22 protein-coding genes and 1 tRNA gene are annotated in these 23,238 nt (G+C 63.3%); 18 read left to right on the top strand and 5 right to left on the bottom strand.

Features of this window, described 5'->3' with window-relative positions; translation table 11 throughout:
* From VGG47_RS12020 to VGG47_RS12005, 4 genes are all read left to right on the top strand, one after another.
* Positions 1-1,083 (top strand): cysteine desulfurase (locus tag VGG47_RS12020; RefSeq protein WP_331538830.1); only part of this gene is annotated, 1,083 nt, incomplete at its 5' end.
* Positions 1,080-1,490, top strand: coding sequence for a Fe-S cluster assembly sulfur transfer protein SufU (gene sufU / locus VGG47_RS12015; RefSeq protein ID WP_331538828.1), 411 nt, complete (start codon positions 1,080-1,082; stop codon positions 1,488-1,490). The genes VGG47_RS12020 and sufU, both read left to right, overlap by 4 nt.
* Positions 1,491-1,494: 4 nt before the next feature.
* A complete protein-coding gene (locus VGG47_RS12010) occupies positions 1,495-1,866 on the top strand; it encodes an SUF system Fe-S cluster assembly protein (protein ID WP_331538826.1) in 372 nt (123 codons plus the stop codon).
* A 1-nt stretch (position 1,867) separates the two neighbouring features.
* Positions 1,868-2,236 carry a HesB/IscA family protein gene (locus VGG47_RS12005; RefSeq protein ID WP_331538824.1) on the top strand — a complete coding sequence of 123 codons (369 nt, stop codon included), beginning with the start codon at positions 1,868-1,870 and terminating at the stop codon, positions 2,234-2,236.
* Between the two features lie 145 nt (positions 2,237-2,381).
* Here the strand turns inward: VGG47_RS12005 and VGG47_RS12000 are convergent, their stop codons facing one another.
* The 3 genes from VGG47_RS12000 to ccmA all read right to left on the bottom strand — a co-directional run bounded on the left by VGG47_RS12000 (position 2,382) and on the right by ccmA (position 4,868).
* The gene (locus tag VGG47_RS12000; RefSeq protein WP_331538822.1) at positions 2,382-3,530 is read right to left on the bottom strand and encodes an outer membrane beta-barrel protein; all 1,149 of its coding nucleotides are present in this window, start codon (positions 3,528-3,530) and stop codon (positions 2,382-2,384) included.
* Positions 3,531-3,723: 193 nt separating this feature from the next.
* Positions 3,724-4,368 (bottom strand): heme exporter protein CcmB, encoded by a 645-nt coding sequence (gene ccmB / locus VGG47_RS11995; RefSeq protein WP_331538820.1) that lies wholly within the window; start codon positions 4,366-4,368, stop codon positions 3,724-3,726.
* Complete coding sequence (ccmA, locus tag VGG47_RS11990; RefSeq protein ID WP_331538838.1) at positions 4,365-4,868, bottom strand: heme ABC exporter ATP-binding protein CcmA; 504 nt, start codon at positions 4,866-4,868, stop codon at positions 4,365-4,367. Before ccmA ends, ccmB begins: the two co-directional genes overlap by 4 nt.
* 150 nt (positions 4,869-5,018) lie before the next feature.
* Between ccmA and acnA the strand changes: the two genes are divergently transcribed.
* Positions 5,019-7,706: an aconitate hydratase AcnA gene (acnA, locus tag VGG47_RS11985; protein ID WP_331538818.1), complete on the top strand. Its 2,688-nt coding sequence runs from the start codon at positions 5,019-5,021 to the stop codon at positions 7,704-7,706.
* 154 nt (positions 7,707-7,860) lie between these two features.
* On the opposite strand, the gene VGG47_RS11980 is transcribed toward acnA, so the two are convergent.
* Positions 7,861-8,811 (bottom strand): response regulator, encoded by a 951-nt coding sequence (locus VGG47_RS11980; RefSeq protein ID WP_331538816.1) that lies wholly within the window; start codon positions 8,809-8,811, stop codon positions 7,861-7,863.
* A 494-nt stretch (positions 8,812-9,305) separates the two neighbouring features.
* On the opposite strand from VGG47_RS11980, the gene oxlT reads away from it, so the two are divergent.
* The 8 genes from oxlT to VGG47_RS11940 all read left to right on the top strand — a co-directional run bounded on the left by oxlT (position 9,306) and on the right by VGG47_RS11940 (position 19,249).
* Positions 9,306-10,565 (top strand): oxalate/formate MFS antiporter, encoded by a 1,260-nt coding sequence (gene oxlT / locus VGG47_RS11975; protein WP_331538814.1) that lies wholly within the window; start codon positions 9,306-9,308, stop codon positions 10,563-10,565.
* A gap of 196 nt (positions 10,566-10,761) precedes the next feature.
* On the top strand, positions 10,762-11,187 hold the full coding sequence (locus VGG47_RS11970) for a CBS domain-containing protein (protein ID WP_331538812.1): 426 nt from the start codon (positions 10,762-10,764) through the stop codon (positions 11,185-11,187).
* A gap of 163 nt (positions 11,188-11,350) precedes the next feature.
* Positions 11,351-12,088 carry a GntR family transcriptional regulator gene (locus tag VGG47_RS11965; RefSeq protein WP_331538809.1) on the top strand — a complete coding sequence of 246 codons (738 nt, stop codon included), beginning with the start codon at positions 11,351-11,353 and terminating at the stop codon, positions 12,086-12,088.
* A gap of 116 nt (positions 12,089-12,204) precedes the next feature.
* Positions 12,205-13,968 (top strand): thiamine pyrophosphate-binding protein, encoded by a 1,764-nt coding sequence (locus VGG47_RS11960; protein ID WP_331538807.1) that lies wholly within the window; start codon positions 12,205-12,207, stop codon positions 13,966-13,968.
* Positions 13,969-14,179: 211 nt separating this feature from the next.
* Positions 14,180-15,454, top strand: coding sequence for a formyl-CoA transferase (gene frc / locus VGG47_RS11955; protein WP_331538804.1), 1,275 nt, complete (start codon positions 14,180-14,182; stop codon positions 15,452-15,454).
* Positions 15,455-15,523: 69 nt separating this feature from the next.
* On the top strand, positions 15,524-17,689 hold the full coding sequence (locus VGG47_RS11950) for an acetate--CoA ligase family protein (protein WP_331538801.1): 2,166 nt from the start codon (positions 15,524-15,526) through the stop codon (positions 17,687-17,689).
* Positions 17,690-17,706: 17 nt separating this feature from the next.
* Positions 17,707-18,762 carry a 2-dehydropantoate 2-reductase gene (locus tag VGG47_RS11945; protein ID WP_331538799.1) on the top strand — a complete coding sequence of 352 codons (1,056 nt, stop codon included), beginning with the start codon at positions 17,707-17,709 and terminating at the stop codon, positions 18,760-18,762.
* Between the two features lie 22 nt (positions 18,763-18,784).
* On the top strand, positions 18,785-19,249 hold the full coding sequence (locus VGG47_RS11940; RefSeq protein WP_331538797.1) for a cupin domain-containing protein: 465 nt from the start codon (positions 18,785-18,787) through the stop codon (positions 19,247-19,249).
* Between the two features lie 455 nt (positions 19,250-19,704).
* Here the strand turns inward: VGG47_RS11940 and VGG47_RS11935 are convergent.
* Positions 19,705-19,779 (bottom strand) — tRNA-Val (locus VGG47_RS11935).
* A 175-nt stretch (positions 19,780-19,954) separates the two neighbouring features.
* Here VGG47_RS11935 and VGG47_RS11930 point away from each other — a divergent pair.
* From VGG47_RS11930 to VGG47_RS11910, 5 genes are all read left to right on the top strand, one after another.
* Positions 19,955-20,704, top strand: coding sequence for a YebC/PmpR family DNA-binding transcriptional regulator (locus VGG47_RS11930; protein WP_331538836.1), 750 nt, complete (start codon positions 19,955-19,957; stop codon positions 20,702-20,704).
* Positions 20,704-21,285: a crossover junction endodeoxyribonuclease RuvC gene (ruvC, locus tag VGG47_RS11925; RefSeq protein WP_331538795.1), complete on the top strand. Its 582-nt coding sequence runs from the start codon at positions 20,704-20,706 to the stop codon at positions 21,283-21,285. Before VGG47_RS11930 ends, ruvC begins: the two co-directional genes overlap by 1 nt.
* Positions 21,282-21,881 (top strand): Holliday junction branch migration protein RuvA, encoded by a 600-nt coding sequence (ruvA, locus tag VGG47_RS11920; protein WP_331538793.1) that lies wholly within the window; start codon positions 21,282-21,284, stop codon positions 21,879-21,881. Before ruvC ends, ruvA begins: the two co-directional genes overlap by 4 nt.
* 162 nt (positions 21,882-22,043) lie before the next feature.
* Positions 22,044-23,081 carry a Holliday junction branch migration DNA helicase RuvB gene (gene ruvB, locus VGG47_RS11915; protein ID WP_331538791.1) on the top strand — a complete coding sequence of 346 codons (1,038 nt, stop codon included), beginning with the start codon at positions 22,044-22,046 and terminating at the stop codon, positions 23,079-23,081.
* On the top strand, positions 23,078-23,238 hold a 161-nt coding region (locus tag VGG47_RS11910; protein WP_331538833.1), incomplete at its 3' end, for a hotdog domain-containing protein. The genes ruvB and VGG47_RS11910, both read left to right, overlap by 4 nt.

The raw sequence follows: 23,238 nt of genomic DNA, 5'->3' as shown, positions 1-23,238 counted from the left end.
GCGACCAGCGAATACGCCAACGTCCATCGCGGTGTGCACCATCTCTCGGGCAAGGCGACCGACCGTTACGAGGCCGCCCGCCGCACGGTGCAGAAATTCCTGAACGCCGCCCACGAAGACGAGATCGTCTTCACCAAGGGGACCACCGAGTCGATCAATCTGGTGGCCGCAGGGCTGGGCCAATCCATCCGGCCGGGCGACGAGATCATCGTCTCGCAAATGGAGCACCACGCCAACATCGTCCCCTGGCATTTCCTGCGCGAGCGCCAGGGGGCGGTGCTGCGCTTCGTCCCGGTGCGGGAAGACGGGAGCCTGGACCTTCAGGCCTATTTCGACCTTCTGGGCCCGCGCACCCGCATGGTGGCCATCACCCACATGTCCAACGTGCTGGGGACCATCAACCCGGCCAAGGCCATCGTGGAGGCCGCCCACGCGGCTGGCGTGCCGGTGTTGCTCGACGGGGCGCAGGCCATCGTCCACAAGGCCGTGGACGTCCAGGACCTGGACGTGGATTTCTACGCCTTCTCCGGCCACAAACTGTTCGGTCCCACCGGCATCGGCGTGCTCTACGGCAAGGCCGAGCTGCTCGAGGCGATGCCGCCTTTCCTCGGCGGCGGCGACATGATCGCCAGCGTCTCCTATGCCAAGTCCAGCTGGGCCAAGCCGCCGGCCCGGTTCGAGGCCGGCACGCCGGCGATCATCGAGACCATCGGCCTGGGCGCGGCCATCGACTATGTGCAGGAGATCGGTTTCGACGCCATCGCCGAACATGAGCGCGTCCTTACCGATCACGCGCTGAGCGCACTCTCTGACATTGAGGGGCTCAGAATTCTTGGGCAGGCGCAGGACCGCGGCGGGGTGATCTCCTTCGTCATGCAGGATGCGCATGCGCATGACATCGCCACTTTGCTGGACCGTCAGGGCATCGCCGTGCGCGCCGGGCATCATTGCGCCGAACCGCTGATGGGCCGGCTCGGTGTCAGCAGCACCGCGCGCGCCTCGTTCGGGCTGTATACGACGCCCGAGGAGATCGATGCGCTGGCGATCGGCCTCAACCGCATCAAACAGATTTTTGGGCGATGACAGATATCGCGGAACTCTATCAGACCTTGATCATGGACCGCTCGCGCAAGCCACGCTTCGCCGGGCGATTCGAGGCGTTCGACGCCGAGGCCAAGGGCGACAACCCGATGTGCGGTGACCGCATCCATCTGTTCCTCAAGCGGGACGGCACGAAAGTGCTGCATGAATCGCACGGTTGTGCGATCATGACGGCCAGCGCGGATCTGATGGCGGATGCCGTGGCGAACAAAACGCCGGTTGAAATCGACGCGATGCGCGCCGCCTTTGAAGAGATGGTCAATAGCGGCAAGCCTGACCCGAGCTTGGGTGACTTGAACGCGCTGGCCGGCGTGTCAGAATACCGCTCGCGCATCCGCTGCGCGACGCTGCCCTGGTCGGCTTTGGCCGATGCTGTGAAGGAGGCCTAAAAAAATGGATGACCAGAAACTGGTCCCGACCACGACCTGGACGCCGGAAGGTGAAACCAAGCCGACAATCTCCGAAGAGGCCGTGATCAACGCCATCTGCACGGTGTACGATCCGGAAATCCCGGTGAATATTTTTGAGCTCGGCCTGATCTACGTGATCGAGATCGACGAAAGCAACAACGTGAAGGTGGAAATGACCCTCACGGCGCCGGGCTGTCCTTCGGCGCAGGAATTGCCGGAGATGGTGCGTTCCGCCATCGCCTTGCTGCGCGGTGTCGGCACGATCACCGTGGATACGGTCTGGGATCCGCCATGGGACCCGACCCGTATGAGCGAAGAGGCGCGCCTCGAGTTGAACATGTTTCAGGACCGCTGAGATGAGCACGACCATGACGACCGCCAAACCCCGCCGCGAATTGCCGCCGCTGATGCAGCTGACGGAGGCCGCGGCCACGCGCCTGCGCAGCCTTTATGCCGGCGGCGAAGCCGGAAAATTGCTGCGCATTTCCGTCTCCACCAAGGGCTGCTCCGGTATGTCCTACGAGATGAACTGGGTGGAAGAAGCCGGCCCGCAGGATGAGGTGGTGAAAAACCACGACCTGACCGTCCTGGTTGACCGCAAGGCGACATTGTTCCTGATCGGCACGACCATGGACTTCAAGACGGATAAGCTGACCTCGGGCTTCACCTTCGAGAATCCAAACGAGAAGGGCCGCTGCGGTTGCGGCGAGAGCTTTCATATTTAGAAGAAAGTAAGCAGCCGCTTTTAAAAAAGCGGCGCAAAAATTTTTGCTCGCTGGGCTATGGGCGTTGTCGCCGACAGCGCCCATAGCCCAGCATAATAAAGTTTTTTTGCTACTTTTTGTTCACAAAAAGTAGTCTTCCTTCCGCTTAAAACAGTACGCCGGCCTCGAGCGCGCTTTGCAGCGCATTGCGGCTGGAGCCGTCGCTGCCGAAGGCGGGTGCGCCGGTGTTGAACAGGTGCACATAGCCCACGGACAGCCGGGCGAAGAGATTTTTGCGCTGCCAGGTCGGTGTCAGTTCCAGGGCGAAGCCCTCGGCGCGCGGGGCGATGTACCAGTTGGCCTGCCCGCCGACGCTGTCGAAATACGATGCCAGGCCGCCGAGCGAGTAATTCGAACTTCCGAACTGATAATCGCTGAACAAGGCGGCGCTGAAATTGCTGGTGTATTTGTCGATCATCACCCGGTGATCGGTCGGCGCGTAAACATATTGAATTTCCGGCACGAGGCTGAGCTTGCCGCGCGAAAAACTGTAATAGGCGCCAAACATCTGTGAGTTGACCAGATATGGCGCAGCGCTGACGGGCGTTTGCAGATAGGTGATCGCGTTCGGCCCGGTGCGCCCCACACTGCCGCCGTAAAAGAGCGTAAGCGCATTGTTGCTGCTGGCATTATAGGTGGCCGCGGCTTGGAGGAAATCGAAAACGCGCGTGTCCGCGCCATCGCCATAAGCGACACTGACTGAAACCGGGCCATGTGTGTAGGTGCCTGAGATGCCCATGCTGTTCTGGTTGGAAATAGCCCACATGGAGGATGCGAAAATATTTGCGTTCTGCCAGTCGATGCCGCCTTCGTAGCCTTCGAGGGAATTGATCTGCCCGATGGAGATTGTGAACGGCGAACCTGGCGGCGCGATCGTCACGTAGCCCAGATAAAGCGGGCTGGCGCGATAGACCTTCAGGCTGGCTTTCGGTGGCACGGTGCCGAGCACCGGCAGCCCGTCCACGGGCCCGACCTCCAGAGTGAACTGGAACAGGCCGGAGGATTTTTGCAACGCGATCAGCGCGTTGGTGAGGTTTGCGCCATAAGGGCTGTCGCCCACCGCGCTGGCGCCGGGCTCACCTTTGGGCGCGGTGCCGGTCTGGCCATAGACATAACCGTCGATCCCGCCGGAAATTTGCAGCGTATTGTCGGCGATCGGGATTTCCGCCGGTGCATTCAGGGCTTTTGCGGAGGGTACGGCCAGGAGCTGGGAGCCGGCAAGCACGGGGATACCGAGGAGCAAAGGAAGGCGCATCGTTCATCAATATTCCGCAGGCGTAGGCGTTAGCACAAAACGTAGCTTAAGCTACACTTTGCGCTATAAGCAACGTTGGTGCGCGAGTCCAGAGTGTATGCTGTGCTGGCCCTGAGGCATTGTCGCCGACACCACCCATGGCCCAGCATAAAAAAAGTTTTTGCGCCGCTTTTTTTAAAAAGCGGCCGCTTCCTTACTCCGCCGCCGCGCGCAGCGCTGCTCCGGCGCCCAGCGGCGCCAGCGGCAGCGCCAGGATCAGCATCGCCGCTAACATATAAAGCGGGGCTGCTGGGTGCGGTGAGGTCACCGCCGCGGTGCCGAAAATCAGCGTCGGGATCATCAGCGGCAGGGTGATCAGCGGCATCAGCACCGCGGCGCGGCGCGCCCCCAATGTGACCGCCGCCGCCAGCGTGCCGAGCAGCGAGAGCAGCATCGTGCCGGGCAGCAGGGTCAGCAGCAGTAGTGGGATGTGCGCGGCGGGCAGCCGCAGCATCACCGCCAGCGGCCCGGCGATCAGCAGCAGCGGGAGGCCGGTGGTCAGCCAGTGCACCGCCGCCTTGGCGAGCGCCACCGCAGCGGCCGGCAGCCCCGAGAGCAGCAGCAGGTCCAGCGTGCCGTCCTCGAAATCCGCGCCGAACAGCCGGTCCAGCGGCAGCAAGGCGGCGAGCAGTGCGCAGACCCACACCACCCCGCCGGCGATCGCCGCCAGCACAACCGGGCTCGGCCCCACGGAGAAGGCGAACAGCGTCCCCGCGATCACGAAAAACAGCAGCGCCGCCGCGGTATCGGCGGCATGGCGCAGCGAGAGCGTCAGCTCTTTCAGGATGAGGCGTTTCACAGGTTCAAGCTCGCCGCATCCCGCAGGTCGAGTGGCGTATGCGTGCTCGCCACGATCATCCCGCCCTGTGCCCGGTGCGACTCGCACAAGCCGCAGAACTGCGCCACCGAGCGCGTATCCAGCCCCGTGGTGGGCTCGTCCAGCAGCCAGAGCGGCTTTTCCGCCGCCACCACCCGGGCGATCGCCAGCCGCCGTTTTTGTCCCGCCGAGAGCAGCCGCGCCGATATGTCGCCATAGGCGCCGAGGCCTACCGCTTCGAGGGCGCGCACAGGCGCATGCTCGCCGGCGGTGAGCGCCGGCTTCACCGCATCCAGGTGGCCCAGCCAGGCTATCCGTTTTGCATGGCTGGGTAGATCTTCTAGCGCATCATCGGCGCCCCAGCGCAGCGTGCCGGCGGCCAGCGGCGTGAGCCCGGCCAGGGCGCGCAGCAGCGAGGACTTGCCGGCCCCGTTAGCGCCTCGAAGAATCAGAATTCCCCCTAAGGGAAGGGTGAAACTGATGTCTGAAAAGACCAGTCTTTCTCCCCTGAAAACCGACAGTTTGGACGCTATAAGCAGGGTGCTGATGTCCTATTGCTGAATAGACGGCGCCTTTTGGCTATGGTTTAAGCCGAGGCAAATCACAAGCCGTCCATAAGAAAGGGTTCCAACATGACAGCCGTTGGCCAAGATAGTCTGAAAACGCTGAAATCCCTGTCCGTTGATGGGAAGGAGTACAAGTATTACTCCCTCGAGGAAGCCGCCAAGTCCCTGGGCGACATCTCCAAACTGCCGAAAACCCTGAAAGTCCTCCTGGAAAACGTGCTGCGCTTCGAAAACGGCGCCAGCTACAAGGTGGACGACGCCAAGGCCATCGCCGGCTGGCTGGAAAAGGCCTCCTCCACCAAGGAAGTGCCGTTCACGCCCGCTCGCATCCTCATGCAGGATTTCACCGGCGTCCCCGGTGTGGTCGACCTCGCGGCGATGCGCGACGGCATCGTGCATCTGGGCGGCAAGCCTGAGAAGGTGAACCCGCTGGTGCCGGTCGACCTGGTCATCGACCACTCGGTCATGGTCGACTATTTCGGCTCCTCGAACGCGCTCGAAAAGAACATCGAGATGGAGTTCGACCGTAACGGCGAGCGCTATCGGTTCCTGCGCTGGGGCCAGGAAGCCTTCAACAATTTCCGCGTCGTGCCGCCCGATACCGGCATCTGCCACCAGGTGAACCTGGAATATCTGGCGCAGGTCGCCTGGACCTCCGAGAATGGCAAGGCCACCTATGTGTACCCCGACACGCTGTACGGCACCGACAGCCACACCACGATGGTGAACGGCCTGGGCGTGCTGGGCTGGGGTGTGGGCGGCATCGAGGCCGAGGCCGCCATGCTCGGCCAGCCGATCGCCATGCTCATCCCTGACGTGATCGGCTTCAAGCTCACCGGCAAGCTGCCGGAGGGCGCCACCGCCACCGATCTCGTGCTCACCGTCACGGAGATGCTGCGCGCCAAGAAGGTCGTCGGCAAGTTCGTCGAATTCTATGGCTCCGGCCTCGCCGACATGGCGCTCGCTGACCGCGCCACCATCGCCAACATGGCCCCGGAATACGGCGCCACCTGCGGCTTCTTCCCCGTGGACGAGGTCACGCTCGACTATCTGCGCCTGTCCGGCCGTGACGAGGCGCGCATCAAGCTGGTCGAGGCCTATGCCAAGGCGCAGGGCCTGTGGCGTACTGCTACCGACCCGGTCTTCACCGATACGCTGGAGCTCGACCTCTCCACCGTGCAGCCCTCGCTCGCCGGGCCGAAGCGCCCGCAGGACCGCGTGCTGCTCAAGGATGCCGCCGGCGCCTTCAATGGCGAGCTGACCAAGGGCCTGGGCGTGCCGGTCGGCGATGCCGGCACCAAGGCCAAGGTGGAGGGCAAGGATTACCAGATCGGCCATGGCGACGTCGTCATTGCCGCCATCACCTCCTGCACCAACACCTCCAACCCCTACGTGCTGGTCGCCGCCGGCCTGGTCGCCCGCAAGGCCCACGCCCTCGGCCTGACGCCGAAGCCGTGGGTGAAGACCTCGCTGGCCCCCGGCTCGCAGGTCGTCACCGAATACCTCAACAAGTCCAACCTTTCGACGGATCTCGACGCACTCGGCTTCCAGACGGTCGGCTATGGCTGCACCACCTGCATCGGCAATTCGGGCCCGCTGGAGGACGCCATCGCCGAGGCGATCGAGACCAACAAGCTGGTCGCGGTCTCGGTGCTTTCGGGCAACCGTAACTTCGAAGGCCGCGTGCATCCGAACGTGCGCGCCAACTACCTCGCCAGCCCGCCGCTGGTGGTCGCCTACTCGCTGCTCGGCAACATGCGCGAGGACATCACCACCGCGGTGCTCGGCACCTCGAAGGACGGCAAGCCCGTCTATCTCAAGGATATCTGGCCGACCAACAAGGAGATCAGCGACATCGTCAGCTCCGTGGTCACCCGCGAGATGTTCCTCGAGCGCTACGGCGACGTGTTCAAGGGTCCGAAGCAGTGGCAGGCGATCCAGGTCACCGGCGGGACTGACACCTATCGCTGGCCCGCCGGCTCCACCTACGTGAAGAACCCGCCTTATTTCGAAGGCATCACCATGGAGCCGAAGCCGGTCACCGACATCACCGGGGCTCGCGTCCTGGCGCTGCTGGGCGACTCCATCACCACCGACCACATCTCCCCGGCCGGCAACATCAAGAAGTCGGGCCCGGCGGGCGAATTCCTCAGCCAGCACCAGGTGCTGCAGAAGGACTTCAACTCCTACGGCGCCCGCCGCGGCAATGACGACGTGATGGTGCGCGGCACCTTCGCCAACATCCGCATCAAGAACGAGATGCTGGCTGGTGTCGAAGGCGGCATGACCAAGCACATGCCTTCCGGCGATGTGCTGCCGATCTACGACGCGGCGATGCGCTACAAAAAGGAAGGCGTGCCGCTGGTGGTGTTCGGCGGCAAGGAATACGGCACCGGCTCCTCGCGTGACTGGGCGGCCAAGGGCACCTACCTGCTGGGCGTGAAGGCGGTCATCACCGAGAGCTTCGAGCGCATCCACCGTTCCAACCTGGTCGGCATGGGCGTGCTCCCGCTCACCTTCAAGGAAGGCATGGACCGCAAGACCCTCGGCTTGAAGGGCGACGAGTTGATCGACATTCTCGGCCTGGAAAGCCTCGCGCCGCGCATGGACATCAAGCTGGTGATCAAGCGCGCGAATGGCACTACCGACACGGTGGACCTGCTCTGCCGCGTCGATACCGCCGATGAGGTGAACTACTACCGCCACGGCGGCATCCTGCAGTACGTGCTGCGCGGTATGGCGAAGGCGGCTTAAGGGCAGGGCTCTGCCCTGCACCCGCTGGGGCCGAAAGGCCCCAGACCCCAGGAATATGCTGGGCTATGGGCGTTGGCGCTGACAACGCCCATAGCCCAGCATAACCAAAAGTTTTTGCGCCGCTTTTTTCAAAAAGCGGCTGCTTTCTTATTGCTTAAGGCATCGTCAGCTTCATCGCGAGAGCGTCGCTGACCCGTGTGAACTCGTGCTGCAACGCGTTGACGCGCTCCGGCGCTGAACCAAGATCCCCCGCCTTGGCGCTGGCCTCGAGGGACACACAGATCTGTAGCATGATCCGCGCCCCGAGATTGGCGGCGCTGCCTTTGATCGCATGGGCGATCTGGGCGACGGCAGGCGCGTCGGCACGCCGCACCGCATCCTGCAGCTCTTCCAGGCGCCTTGCGGTATCACGCATGAAAATCTCGGCCAGTCTGGCGGCCAGGTCACCGCTTCCGCCGTGGAAGTTCTGGAGTCTGTCAAAGACAGCATCGTCGAGAGGGGAATCAGTGGAAGGTATCGCCGCCACCATGGCAGGGACATGCTCTTGCACGGGCGGGTTGGTTCCGGATTTTTCTGTTGCTTTGTCGGGCACAGCACTGTCTCCTGTAGGGCCATATTTAGCCAGGGCCGCAAACAATTGCGGCCAGTCGACCGGCTTGGTGAGTGTACCGCTCAGACCCGCCGTCAGACAGCGATCGCGCTCCTCCGGAATGACACTGGCGCTCAAGGCGAGAACAGGCACGGCTCCGGCCGGCTGCGGCAGCCGCCGGATCTGGCAGGTCGCCTCCACCCCGTCCATCACCGGCATCTGCACGTCCATCAGTACCACGTCGAATGCCTCCCGTGCGGCCAAAACGACCGCCTCCTGGCCATTCTCGGCGACCGCAACCACGTGACCATACGCGCGCAGCATATCGGCGATGAGCACCCGGTTCAGTTCCACATCGTGAACCAGCAAGACACGCCGCGGCGAACTGGCAACGATCACGCGCTGCTCGGTCTCATGGGGCGCCGTGATGTTGCCCAGCGCCAGAGGGACCTCGAACCAGAACAGGCTGCCCACGCCGACGAGAGGTGGGCGTTTTCCTGGCCGCAAAATATGCATCGGCGCCCGCTCATAACTTCACGTTCTGCACAGACTTCAAGGTATGTCGGTATGATTTTGGAATAGGTCAGTTTGGTATCGATTTAAACAATAGACAATATGAAATATTCTGGTATACTTTACACAAGACGACGATGCTGAGACATAAAAGCCCTGCCGAGGATTTCGGTTTTCAAGGCTCCAGCGGATGCGACGATTGGCATGCATAGAACCTTGAAGATGGCGCGATCCTGAGGGCGAAGGCCGATTCCGTTCGCTTATTCTCACGGTGCCTGCTCTAGGTTTTTGTTTCAGCTAACAAGTTTATCCGATCGAATGAGTCCATTCGACCGGACGTTGCTCTACAACTTCGCTGCCCGACGCTCCGGGGCAGCTCCAAGCGAAATATCGCGGGATGCCTAACGGGGGAAACGATGCAAAACAACAATAATATCATCGCTGCGAAATCGTATGAAAATGGGGGGCGGCCTGGCGGCGCGGCCCCGGCGAGTGGCTTGCGCTGGCGCTATCTGATCATGGGAATTGTGTGCATGGTCATGATCGCCAACCTGCAATATGGCTGGACGTTATTCGTGCTGCCGCTGCACAATGCCCATGGCTGGTCGATCGCCGATATCCAGGTCGCCTTCGCCTTGTTCATCGCCCTGGAAACCTGGCCGACGCCCATCGACGGCTGGATCGCCGATACGCTGGGCCCCGATTGGGGGCCCCGCGTGGTGATGGGAGGCGGTGGCGTTCTGGTGGCCATCGGCTGGATGATCGAGGCCTATGCCGGAACGCTCAGCCTGCTCTATCTGGGCGCTGCGCTGGCGGGGATAGGCGCCGGCGCCGTCTATACCACGGCGGTGGGCAATGCCGCGAAATGGTTCAGAGATCGCAGGGGGCTGGCGGTCGGGTTGACCGCCGCCGGGTTTGGCGCCGGCACGGCGCTGACCATCATTCCGATCCGCCTGGTGATGGCCTCGGCCGGTTATGCCTCGGCGCTCTTCTGGTTCGGGCTGATCCAGGGCGGCATCGTGTTGATCGTTGCGCAGTTCATCCGCGCGCCGCGGCAAGGCGAGGCGCCGGTGGTCAGCCAAGTCAAGGTGCGGCAATCGGTGCACAACCACAGCACCAGGGAGATGCTCATCAAGCCTGTGTTCTGGGTGATGTATCTGCTGTTCCTGCTGATGGCGGCGGGTGGGCTGATGGCGACGGCAAATCTCGCCGCGATCGCCAGATCCTACAACGTCGCCAACGTCGCGGTGATCGCCGGGGCTTCGACCCTGTCGGTCGGGCTGATCTTCGCCAACGTGATGAACGGCGTTGCCAGGCCGTTCTTCGGCTGGGTCTCGGACCATATCGGCCACTCCAACACCATGGCGATCGCGTTCGCGCTCGGTGCCGGCGCCTATTTCCTGATGGCCCAGGCCGGTGCCAACCCGTGGGGATTCATCCTGATCGCCGGCATGATCTTCCTTTGCTGGGGCGAGATCTTCAGCCTTTTCCCGGCGATGTGCACGGATCTGTTCGGTCCGAAATACGCCACGACCAACCTGTCATGCCTGTACACGGCGAAAGGTGCGGCCGGCTTCCTGGTGCCCTTGGCGAGCCTGGTGGTGGCGAGTACGCATAACTGGAACAGCGTTCTCTACCTGACCACAGTGGTCAATCTGATCGCGGTGGCGCTGGTGCTGCTGGTGCTCCGCCCGGCGGAAACACGCTACCACGCCGAGGAAGCCGCGGCAGAGCTCAAGGCGCACCCCGCGGAATGACGCATGGGCCCTGGAACGCTTGGTTCCAGGGCCCATGCCGGCACGCGAAGCGCGGCTCTAAACGGAATTTAAGTTGCAATCTGGTATACTTTATATATTATACGAAGTTGCAATGATCTCGGGGCCGATTTTGAATCTGGCCTGAATACGGATCGGCTCTGAACATTAATCGGCCGCATGACATCGGAGGAACGCGATGAGCCTCACAGCGATTCTGCACGCCCGCCCCGCCCGCGTCGTCACTGTGCCGATGACGCACAGTCTGCAAGCGGCCATGGCATTGATGCGCAAGGAACGTGTCGACGCGGTGCTGGTCAACGACCGTTGCGCGACCGAAGGTGAGGTGGTGCTGGGCCTGCTGACGCGGCGCGCGGTCTTCGATGCCATAACCGATCACGGACCGGCCGCACTTTCCATGAAGGTGGCGGATCTGATGGATGGCGGCTTGGTTTTTTGTGACATCGACGAGGGATTGCCGGCCCTGATCGCACGGATGCGCGAACGGGCGGCGCATCACGTCGTGGTCATGGATCGTGAGCAGGCGATCGGTGTGATCGATGTCTCCGACATTCTATTTTTCAGCCCCGCTGATGCCGCTTCACCCGTCCAGCGGGCCGGCTGAGATGGGCGCCCGCCAGCTTCGGAGCGGGCGCGATTCAGCCGCAGCGGTGGTTTTGCCCGTCGATTTTGTGCCTGTTATACATCACGCCATCGATGTCTTGCCGCGGTCCGCGGGTTCTGCGCGACCGGGTTCACGGGATGCGCCGCAACTGGGAAGGACGCCGATGGAAAAACTCGCAACGTTGCCCACGCTCAAGGTTGAGCCGCTCGCCGCCGGCATGGGGCTGCGCCGGCTCGCTTGCGATGCGATCAAGCACGCAATCACCGAGATGAACATCTACGATCATCCCGAGGAGATCCGCCTCGACGAGCGCCAGCTCTCCCGCGATCTCGGCGTCAGCCGGACGCCGATCCGCGAAGCGCTGAGCCTGCTCGAGCAGGAGGGCTTCGTCCGTTCGGTGCCCCGGCGCGGCATCTATATCGTCCGCAAAAATAAGAGCGAAATCATCGAGATGATCACGGTCTGGGCGGCGCTCGAGAGCATGGCCGCGCGTCTCGCCTGCGCCCGGGCGAGTGCGCAGGCGCTCGCCGAACTGCGTGACATCGCCGAGTTCAAGCATAAGAATCCGGCGGTGTTCGTCGATGAATATGCGCAGTCCAACATGTTCTTTCACCGCACCATCATTCGGATGAGCGGTTGCGCCCTGATGTTGGAGATCGTCGACGGCCTGTTCATCCATATGCGGGCGATCCGTTCCGTCACCATGCGCCAAGGCGACCGCGCGCAGCGTTCGCTCGTCGATCACATGAACATCCTGAGCGCGCTCGAAAATCGCGATCCGGATCTCGCGGCGCGGCGGATCCGCGAGCATACGCTCGGCCTGGCCGAGCATATCAGGACATACGGCGACTTCCTGGACCAGTTCCGCAGCGCCGAGCCGAGGAAGCGCAACTATGCCTGAGCCAAGCGGAAGCGTGCCTGCCCGAAAGGGCAGGGGCGGCTGCCGGCGTGATAAAACAATAACTTGCTGACAATAAAAATAACAGGAAACGAGCCATGTCCACAAACACAGCTGATATGACACAACCAGCGACGGCGCAGCGGTCCGCGGGGAAACCTTCCACGGCGGAGGATACCCTCGCTGCCAAGAGCCGCGATCCCAATGTCGTATCGGGCGGCCATCTGGTCGCGCGCGCTTTGAAGAATGAAGGCGTCGACACGATCTTCACCTTGTGCGGAGGTCATATCATCGACATCTATGACGGCTGCGTCGACGAGGGCATCCGCATCATCGACGTCCGCCATGAACAGGTCGCGGCGCATGCCGCCGACGGCTATGCGCGTCAGACCGGCAAGCTCGGCTGCGTGGTGACCACGGCGGGCCCGGGCTGCACCAATGCCGTCACCGGCATCGCGACCGCGTTCCGCTCGGAAAGCCCGGTGCTGCATATTGGCGGCCAGGGCGCGCTGACCCAGCACATGATGGGCTCGCTCCAGGACCTGCCGCATGTCGATCTGATGCGGCCCATCACCAAATTCTCCGCCGGTGTCCGCTCGACCGAACGGGTCGCCGACATGATCGCGATGGCTGCACGGGAATGTTTTGCAGGCGCGCCCGGGCCGGCTTATCTGGAGATCCCGCGCGATGTCCTCGACCGTGAGATCGAGCTACGCCAGGCGGTGATCCCCAAGCCCGGTCATTACCGGGCTTCGACCAAATCGCTCGGCGACCCGCGCGACATCGAGACACTCGCCGATATGGTGATCGCAGCTGAGCGCCCGGTGATTCTGATCGGCTCCCAGGTCTGGACCTGCCGTGGTCACGAGGCGGCGATCGCGTTCGTGCGTGGGCTGGAGATTCCGGCCTATTTCAATGGTGCTGCGCGCGGCCTGCTGCCGCCCGGCGATCCGCATCATTTCGACCGCACCCGCCGCGAGGGGTTCGATCGCGCCGACCTGATCATCATCGTCGGGACGCCGTTCGATTTCCGCATGGGCTACGGCAAGCGGCTCGGCCGCGACGCCAAGATCGTGCAGATCGATATGGATTACCGCACCGTCGGCAAGAACCGTGACATCGATCTCGGCCTGGTCGGTGATCCGGGGGCGATCTTTGCGGCGCTGAGCGCGGCCGCCTCGGGCCGGATCAGCAGTGGCGCGCGTGCCACGCACCGCGCCTGGATGGTGGAGCTGCGTCAGGCCGAAGAGGCGGCCACCGAGAAACTGATGCCGTTGTTCCGCTCCACACAATCGCCGATCCACCCTTATCGCGTCGCCTGGGAGATCAATGAATTTCTCGCCGATGATACGATCTATATCGGCGACGGTGGTGACGTCGTGACGATCTCGGCGCAGGCGGTGCGCCCGCGCCGGCCGGGGCAGTGGATGGATCCAGGCGCGCTCGGCAGCCTCGGGGTCGGCACGGGCTTCGCGCTCGCCGCCAAGCTCGCGCATCCCGGGAAGGAGGTGCTCTGCTATTACGGCGACGGCTCCTTCGGCATGACCGCCTTCGACATGGAGACCGCCAACCGCTTCGGCGCGCCTTATATCGCGGTGATCGGCAACAACTCGGCGATGAACCAGATCCGCTACGGCCAGCTTGCCAAATATGGCGCGCAGCGCGGCAATGTCGGCAATCTGCTCGGCGACGTGCCGTTCGGCAGCTTCGCGAAAATGCTCGGCGGTCATGGCGAGGAAGTCCACGACGCCGCGGAAATCGCCCCGGCGCTGCAACGCGCCCGCGAGGCCGTGCAGCGCGACGGCAGGTGTGCGGTGGTCAATATCTGGGTCGATCCACGTGAATACGCGCCCGGCACCAAAGCGCAGACGATGTACAAGTAAGGGAGGAAGGCTACTTTTTGTGAACAAAAAGTAGCAAAAAAACTTTGTGAGTCTGGGCCATGGGCTTTGTCGCCGACAACGCCCATTGCCCAGCATAACAAAAATTTTTGCGCCGCTTTTTTAAAAGCGGCCACTTTCTTCTCTCTCTAGCAAAAATACGAAAGCGGCGGCAGCGAGCGACAGACTTCGCGCCGCCTGACAGGAGGAAACAATGAGCAAAGCTCTCGATGGCGTCAGGATCCTGGATTTCACGCATGTCCAATCCGGGCCGACCTGCACGCAGTTGCTGGCCTGGTTCGGCGCCGATGTGATCAAGATCGAGCGTCCCGGTGTCGGCGACATCACGCGCGGCCAGCTGCGCGACGTGCCCAACGCCGACAGCCTGTATTTCACCATGCTCAACCACAATAAGCGCTCGATCACCCTGGATACGAAAAATCCGGTCGGCCGGCGCATTCTCGAGGACCTCGTCAAAATCTGCGACGTGATGGTCGAGAATTTCGCGCCGGGCGTCCTCGACCGCATGGGTCTGACCTGGGAGCGCATCCAGGAGCTCAACCCGCGCATCATCCTCGCCTCGATCAAGGGATTCGGGCCGGGGCCCTTTGAGGATTGCAAGGTCTATGAGAACATCGCGCAATGCGCGGGAGGTGCCGCCTCGACCACGGGGTTCGATGACGGGCCGCCTTTGGTGACCGGGGCGCAGATCGGCGATAGCGGCACCGGGCTGCATCTGGCACTCGGCATCGTGACCGCGCTCTATCAACGCAACCAGACCGGGCGCGGCCAGAAAGTTCTGGCCGCGATGCAGGACGGCGTGCTCAATCTCTGCCGGGTCAAGCTGCGCGATCAGCAGCGCCTCTCGCACGGCCCGCTCAAGGAATATCCGCAATACCCGCACGGCACCTTCGGCGAGGCGGTGCCGCGTGCCGGCAATGCCTCGGGCGGGGGCCAGCCGGGCTGGATTCTCAAATGCAAAGGCTGGGAGACCGACCCCAACGCCTATATTTATTTCATCACCCAGGCGCCGGTCTGGGGGGCGATCTGCCAGGTCATCGGCAAGCCCGAATGGATCACCGATCCGAACTACGCGACGCCGGATGTCAGGTTGCCGCACCTCAAGGCCATCTTCGCCGCCATCGAGGAATGGACGATGACCAAGACCAAATTCGAGGCCATGGAGACCCTCAACGAGCACGACATTCCGTGCGGGCCGATCCTGTCGATGCGTGAGATCGCCGAGGATGAGGCGCTGCGCCGTACCGGCACCGTCGTAGAAGTCGATCATCCCGTGCGCGGCCGCTATCTCTCGGTCGGCAATCCGATCAAGCTTTCGGACAGCATCACCGAAGTGACGCGCTCACCGCTGCTCGGCGAGCATAATGAAGATATATTGCGCAACGTTTTGAAGCTCGACGAGCGCATGCTCTTGGAAGTTTTCGATTCCGGAGCGCTCGGTCAGCCGGCGGTGATCGCCGCGAAGTAGCAGATGGTAGCGCCGGTGGCAGCCGGCGCAGAACAAGCAAAATAACAAGCCGCTCAAGGAGGAACGACAATGAACAGCAGCGCGCTCGAGCTGGAAGTGCCCAAGCATGCAGCACCCGATACGGTCCGCCGCATTCTCGACCAGGCGAAACAGGATCGCCGCACGTCGCTGACCGCGCCCGAAGCGAAAGCGATCTGCGATGCATACGGCATCACGGTGCCCCGGGAGGCCCTGGCGACATCCGCCGACGAGGCCGCGGCACGGGCCGCCGACATGGGCTTCCCGGTGGTCCTGAAGATCGTCTCAAGGGACATCCTGCATAAAACGGAAGCCGGTGGCGTGCTGGTCGGGCTGAAATCCGTCGACGAGGTCCGTGCCGGCTACGACACGATTCTGGCGAATGCCAAGGCCTATAATGCGAACGCCGAGATCGCCGGCGTGCAGGTCCAGCAGATGCTCACCAGCGGCCAGGAGGTCATCATCGGTGCCGTCACCGATGACAGCTTCGGCAAGCTCGTCGCGTTCGGCATGGGCGGCATCCTCGTCGAGGTTCTGAAGGATATCACCTTCCGGCTCGCGCCGATCGATAAGGATGAAGCGCTCGGCATGATCGACGGCATTCAGGCGGCGGAAATGCTGCGCGGCGTGCGAGGGGGAGAGCCCGCCGATCGCGCGGCACTTGCCGACATGATCGCGCGGGTCTCCCGCCTCGTAGACGACTTCCCCGAGATCGCCGAGCTCGATCTCAACCCCGTCTTCGCCATGGCCAACGGGGCCATCGCCGCGGATGTGCGCATCGTCCTGGATTTTGCGCCCAAAGAGGTGCGTCCGCGCCCCGGCCAGGCCGAGATTCTCGCGGCGATGAATCGCATCATGCGGCCACGCGCGGTCGCCGTGATCGGCGCCTCCGCGGAGAACGGCAAGATCGGCAACTCGGTCATGAAGAATATCATCAACGGCGGCTATCCGGGCGAAATCTATCCGATCCACCCGCAGGCCGCCGAGATCATGGGCTACAAGGCCTATAAATCCGTGAAGGATGTGCCAAGCGAGATCGATGTCGCGGTGTTCGCGATTCCCGCCAAGTTCGTCGCGGGTGCCCTGAAGGAATGCGGCGAGAAGGGCATCGCGGGGGCCGTGCTGATCCCTTCCGGCTTCGCCGAGACCGGCAACGAGGAAGGTCAGCGGGAGCTCCAGGAGATCGGCCGAAAATACAACATCCGCCTGATGGGACCGAACATATACGGGTTCTACTACCTGCCCGCGAAACTCTGCGCGACGTTCTGCACCCCCTATGACGTTCGCGGCCATGCGGCACTGTCCTCGCAATCCGGGGGCATCGGCATGGCGATCATCGGCTTCAGCCGGTCCGCCAAGATGGGCGTTTCCGCCATCGTGGGCCTCGGCAACAAGTCAGATCTCGACGAGGACGATCTGCTCACCTTCTTCGAGGCCGACGACGAAACCCATATCGTCGCCCAGCATCTGGAAGATCTCAAGGATGGGCGGTCGTTCGCGGATGTGGCCCGGCGGGTGACCAAGAAGAAGCCGGTGGTCGTGCTCAAAGCGGGCCGCACGGCGGCCGGCGCCAAGGCGGCCAGTTCGCATACCGGCGCGCTGGCCGGCAATGATCGCATCTACGAGGACGTCTTCAAGCAGGTAGGTGTGATCCGTGCGCGCAGCCTGCGCGAGATGCTCGATTTCGCCCGGGGCATCCCCAAGCTGCCCACGCCTGCGGGCGAGAACGTCGTCATCATCACCGGCGCCGGCGGCTCCGGCGTTCTGCTCTCCGACGCCTGCGTCGATTACGGCCTGAAGCTGATGGCGATGCCGGAAGATCTCGACACGGCCTTCCGCAAATTCATCCCGCCCTTTGGCGCCGCGGGCAACCCGGTCGACATCACCGGCGGCGAACCGCCCTCGACCTATCAGAACACCATCCGCCTCGGTCTCGAGGACCCACGGATCCACGCGCTCATCCTCGGCTACTGGCACACCATCATCACGCCGCCGATGGTGTTTGCCAATCTCGTCGTTCAGGTGGTCGAGGAATTCCGCGCCAAGGGCATCGAGAAACCCATCGTCGCCTCGCTCGCCGGCGACGTCGAGGTCGAGGAGGCGGCCGAGTTCCTCTACGAACACGGGATCCCGTCTTATGCCTATTCGACGGAAATCCCGGTCGCGGTCCTGGGCGCCAAATATAACTGGGCGCGCGGCGCGGGCCTGATCAGGTAAGGGCAGGGGCAGGGCGGATGAAAATCTGCATCTTCGGCGCCGGCGCCATCGGTGGTTATCTGGCAGCCAAGCTGGCCCTGGCCGGAAACGAGGTGTGCGCCATCGCGCGCGGCGCGCATCTGCAGGCCATGCAGCGTGATGGCCTGCTTCTGCGCGAGGCGGGAGCGGAGCGGATTGTGCGTTTTCCGGTGAGCGACGACCCGGCGGAATTCGGTCCGCAGGATGTCGTGATTTGTGCCCTGAAGGCGCATCAGGCCGCGGCGAGTGCGGCCTCGATGCTGCCGCTTCTCCGGCGGGATACGCCGATCGTCACGGCGATGAACGGCATTCCCTGGTGGTATTTCTACAAGGCCGGCGGTGCCTTCGATGGAAGTCTCTTGCCGACCGTGGATCCGGGCGCGCGCCAGTGGATGCTGCTCGGCCCGGAGCGCGCCATCGGCTGCGTCGTCGATCCGGCCTGCGAGGTCGTGGCGCCGGGCATCATCGAGCATCACGAACTCACCCGGTTTACGCTGGGCGAGCCGGATGGCAGCAACTCCGCGCGCGTCACCGCGATCGCCGAGGCGCTCGTGCAAGCGGGTCTTGAGGCGCCGGTCCGCGCCGCCATTCGTTGGAACATCTGGCTCAAACTCTGGGGAAATGTGTGCTTCAGCCCTATCAGCCTGCTCACCGGCGCGACGCTCGACCGGATGGCGTCTGAACCGGGGCTCCGGGCGCTTTGCGTGGCCATGATGCAGGAGGCGAGGGCGGTGGCCGAGGCCCATGGCATCGCGATCCCGGCCGAGATGATCGAGCGCCGCATGGCCGCGGCGGGTGCGATTATCGGCCACAAGATGTCGATGCTGCAGGATTTGGAGCGCGGCCGGTCGCTCGAGATCGACGCGCTGGTCCGGGTCGTGCCGGAACTCGGCCGGCTTGTCGGTGTCGCCACACCGACGATCGACACGCTCCTGACGCTCGTCGGGGAGCGCGGCCACCAAGCCGGCCTCTACGAGATGCCCGCCACGCCGCCGATCAGACCAGCTGCTTCCAACGCGTTCACCGCAGGTAGAAAGCCGGCTCTACCCTCGTAAAAAATCAACAGGAGGAAACAATATGCGCCGTTTTATGCTTCTGGGTTTCGCTTCGTTCGCTTTTGCCGCCGGGTTCGGCGCTGCTCACTTGAATACGGTGGCTTTCGCGCAGTCCGCGCCTCCCTCTCTCACACCACAAATTATCGATCTCACTGCAATGACCGATGCCCAAATCGGCCCGCAAGTTCCGAATATGGGCACTTTGCGTTCCAAGCTTTTGGTGAACACCCCATATGGGACAGTCGCCGTTCAGTCCGGTAATGTTCCAAAACACATGCATCTCGGGTCTAACGAAATCCAGTACATCATTTCCGGAAGCGGCACGTTCTGGCTCGGAAACGAAGTGCATCACATCCATGCGGGCGATCTGATTATTGTTCCAAAAGGTGTAGCCCACGCCGGATCATACGCTACGAGTGGCGAATTCAAGGCGCTGGCCATCAAGCTTCCTCCGCAAGCCCCCGGCGATACGCATATGCTGCCGTGAACATGTGCCCCAAAGCACGGACGGCCGATATCGACCAATTCCGTTCCCGGTCCGGGCGCGGTGTGCCTTAGCTTATCTGTCCCGGCCATATTGGCGACGTGATTTTGACCTATTGCAGCCCGTGTCGCGCTCTACGCTCTTTTGTAGGTGAACATCGGAGGCAGGATCATGGAAGCCGTAATCGTCAATCTGGACGCTTGGAAGAGGGAACATCAGCGCCCCGCGCAAACCGCTGGCGATGACGTTGTGGAAGCATGGTCATCATGGATGAGGGCTGTAATGCATTGGCAGTGGGAGTTTTTGGGGGCTTTCTACCCGAGCCAGCGGGGAATGCCCGCCCCCACGTTAGGTAGGCGGTGACGAATGAGGACCAGGGGGCAAATTAACCCCTGGTTTTAACCTCTTTTAGAATCAGGGGATCGATCTTAATTTAACCCATAACTCTTTGAAATGATTGGTGGGCGCGACAGGGATTGAACCTGTGACCCTTCGCGTGTGAAGCGAATGCTCTACCGCTGAGCTACGCGCCCGGTGAGCGACCCGATAAGGGTGTCGGGTCGCCCTGTCAATCGCCCGCCACGCATTTTGCCAAGCCCAAAATTCATGGGGTCTGGGGCCTCCCGGCCCCAGCAGGGTTCCAAGGGGCAGAGCCCCTTGGAACCCTGCTGCCTTCCGGCGCGCCGCGGAGGCTGCTAAATGTCCGCAATGGCCGGACATTCACAATTCAAGAACATCATGCACCGCAAGGGTGCGCAGGACGCGAAGCGCGCGCGCATTTTTGCGAAAATCATCCGTGAAATCACGGTTTCCGCCCGTGAGGGCCTGCCGGACCCTGCGGCCAATCCGCGCCTGCGTGCGGCGATCGCGGCGGCGCTGAAGGCGAACATGACGCGCGACACGATCGAGCGCGCGATCAAGAAGGCGACGGGTGCCGCCGGCGGCGAGAATTACGAGGCGGTGCGCTACGAGGGCTACGGCCCGGCGGGGGTCGCCGTGATCGTCGAGGCGCTGACCGACAACCGCAACCGCACCGCTTCGGTGATTCGCGCCGCCTTCAACAAATATGGCGGAGCGCTGGGCGAAACCAACTCGGTTTCCTTCATGTTCAACCGCTTGGGTGTCGTTCGCTACCCTGCGTCCGCGGCGGATGCCGATGCGATGCTGGAAGCGGCGATCGAGGCCGGGGCCGATGACGTGGCGAGCGACGCCGAGTGGCATGAGGTGGTCGTCGGCATCGAGGGCTTCTTCGCCGTGCGTGACGCGCTCGAGCAAAAATTCGGCCAGCCGGCGGAGGCGCGCATCGAGTGGCGCCCGAACATGACCACGGCGCTGGATGAGGATAAGGCGGCTTCGGTGCTTAAGCTGTTGGACGTGCTGGAGGACGATGACGACGTCCAGAACGTCTATGCGAATTTCGAGATTTCCGAAGACGTCATGCAGAAGCTCTCCACCTGATGTCGGCTGGTGGGGCGGGGGGCGCGAGTGGGGCGGGGGTCGCGATCGAGACAGGCGCCCGGCCGGCGCCGCCGGCGCCCGGCGCCGTGCGGCTGCTCGGCATCGATCCCGGCTTGCGCTTCACCGGCTGGGGCATTCTGGAGTCCTCTGGCAACCGGCTGCGCCATATCGCCGACGGGGTGATTTCGACCGCCGACATTTCCGACGTGCCGCTGCGGCTGAAACATCTGGACGACGCGCTGGCGGAGATCCTGGTCCGCTACGCGCCGGATGAGGCGGCGGTGGAAGAGACCTATGTGAACCGCAACGCCACGGCGACGCTGAAGCTTGGCTATGCGCGCGGCGTGGCGCTGCTGGCCCCGGCGCGGCACGGCATTCCCGTGTTCGAATACGGGGCGAAAACCGTGAAGCTCGCGGTGGTCGGCACCGGCGGGGCGGATAAGGACCAGGTCGGGCTGATGGTCCGCCGCCTGCTGCCCGGCGCCGTGCTGAAGCGCGCGGATGCGGCCGACGCGCTCGCCATCGCCATCTGTCACGCCCATCACCGAGCCAGCCGCGCCGCCTGGACGGCAGGCGCATGATCGGGCGCCTGCGCGGGGTGGTGGACGGGATCGAGGACGGCAAGTGCCTGATCGACGTGTCCGGCGTCGGCTATGTGGTGTTCTGCTCCAGCCGGACCTTAAGCGAGCTGCCGAACCCGCCCGGCATCGCCACCATGCTGATCGAGACCCAGGTGCGCGAGGATGCGATCTCCCTCTACGGGTTTGCGACCGCGTCGGAGCGTGAGTGGTTCCGTTTGCTGACCACCGTGCAGGGGGTGGGCGCGAAAGTGGCGCTCGGCCTGCTCTCGGCCCTTTCGCCGGACCATCTGATCGCGGCCATCGCGTCGCAGGACAAGGCAGCACTCACCCGCGCGCCGGGCGTGGGACCGAAACTCGCCATCCGCATCCTCACCGAACTGCGCGAAAAAGCTGGTGTCATGCCCGGCGGTGGGACCCGGATTCCCGGTGCGCCGGTGGTGCAGGGGCCGATGGCCGATGCGCTCTCAGCCCTCACCAATCTCGGCTACCGCCGCGCCGAGGCCGAAGCCGCACTCGGCCGGGCCTCCGACGAACACGGGGCGGAGGCCACGCTTGACGTGCTGATCCGCGCTGGGCTGAAGGCGTTGGCGAAGTGAAGCAAAGGGTAGGACTTCTTTTTGTGAACAAAAAGAAGCAAAAAAACTTTGTTAATTTGGGCCATGGGCGTTGCAGCCGACAATGCCCATGGCCCAGCATAGCAAAAATTTTTGCGCCGCTTTTTTTAAAAAGCGGCCACTTCCTTTCTATAGGCTTAGGGCATGACTGACGACCGCATCCTCTCCGGCGAGCGCGCCCCTGACGATTTCGCCGAAACCTCCCTGCGCCCGCAAAGTCTGGAAGACTTCACCGGGCAGCAGGCGAGCCGCGAGAATCTGCGCATTTTCATCGAAGCGGCGAAAGCCCGCGGCGAGGCGCTGGACCATGTGCTGCTGCACGGCCCGCCGGGGCTGGGCAAGACCACGCTGGCGCAGATCGTCTCGCGCGAGCTCGGCGTCGGCTTTCGCGCCACCTCCGGCCCGGTGATCCAGAAATCGGGCGACCTCGCGGCGATTCTCACCAATCTGCAGCCGCGCGACGTGCTGTTCATCGACGAGATCCACCGCCTGCAGCCGGCGATCGAGGAGATCCTCTACCCGGCGATGGAGGATTTCCAGCTCGACCTGATTATCGGCGAGGGGCCGGGGGCGCGCACCGTGCGCATCGACCTGCCGCCGTTCACCCTGGTCGGGGCCACCACGCGCGCGGGTCTGCTCGCCACCCCTTTGCGTGACCGTTTCGGCATCCCGCTACGCCTAATTTTTTACACCACCGAGGAGCTCGCCCGCATCGTCGTCCGTATGGCCGATAAGCTTGAGATGAACCTGACGCCGGAAGGGGCGGTGGAAATCGCCCGCCGGGCGCGCGGCACGCCGCGCATCGCCGGAAGGCTGACGCGGCGCATCCGCGATTTCGCCGCGGTGGCCGGGGTGCAAAAAATCGACCGCGATGTGGCGGACGCGGCGCTCAGCCGGCTCGACGTCGACCACCTTGGCCTGGATGCGATGGACATCCGCTATCTGCGTCGCCTTGCCGAACACCATAATGGCGGGCCGGTGGGGGTCGAAACGCTGGCGGCGGCGTTGGCCGAGGCGCGGGACACGCTGGAGGATGTGGTGGAACCATATCTGATTCAGGAAGGTTTTCTGGTCCGCACCAGCCGGGGGCGCATGCTGGGTGACCCAGGCTGGCGCCATTTGGGGCTGAAGCCGCCGCCGCCGAACAGCCCGCAACTCGATTTGCTGGGTGACGATTTTTGATCCATCACTACGAACTGCGCGTGTATTACCAGGACACCGACGCCGGCGGCATCGTGTATCACGCGAACTATCTCGCCTTCGCCGAGCGCGCCCGGGCTGAGGCGTTGCGCGCCTTGGGGGCGCCGCATGCGGAGATGGTCGCCCAGCATGGCGTGAT

The sequence above is a fragment of the Acidocella sp. genome (assembly GCF_036489515.1).
Lineage (GTDB): Bacteria > Pseudomonadota > Alphaproteobacteria > Acetobacterales > Acetobacteraceae > Acidocella.
The sequence above is the reverse complement of the archived record's forward strand: the minus strand, read 5'-3'. Positions and strand labels throughout refer to the sequence as shown.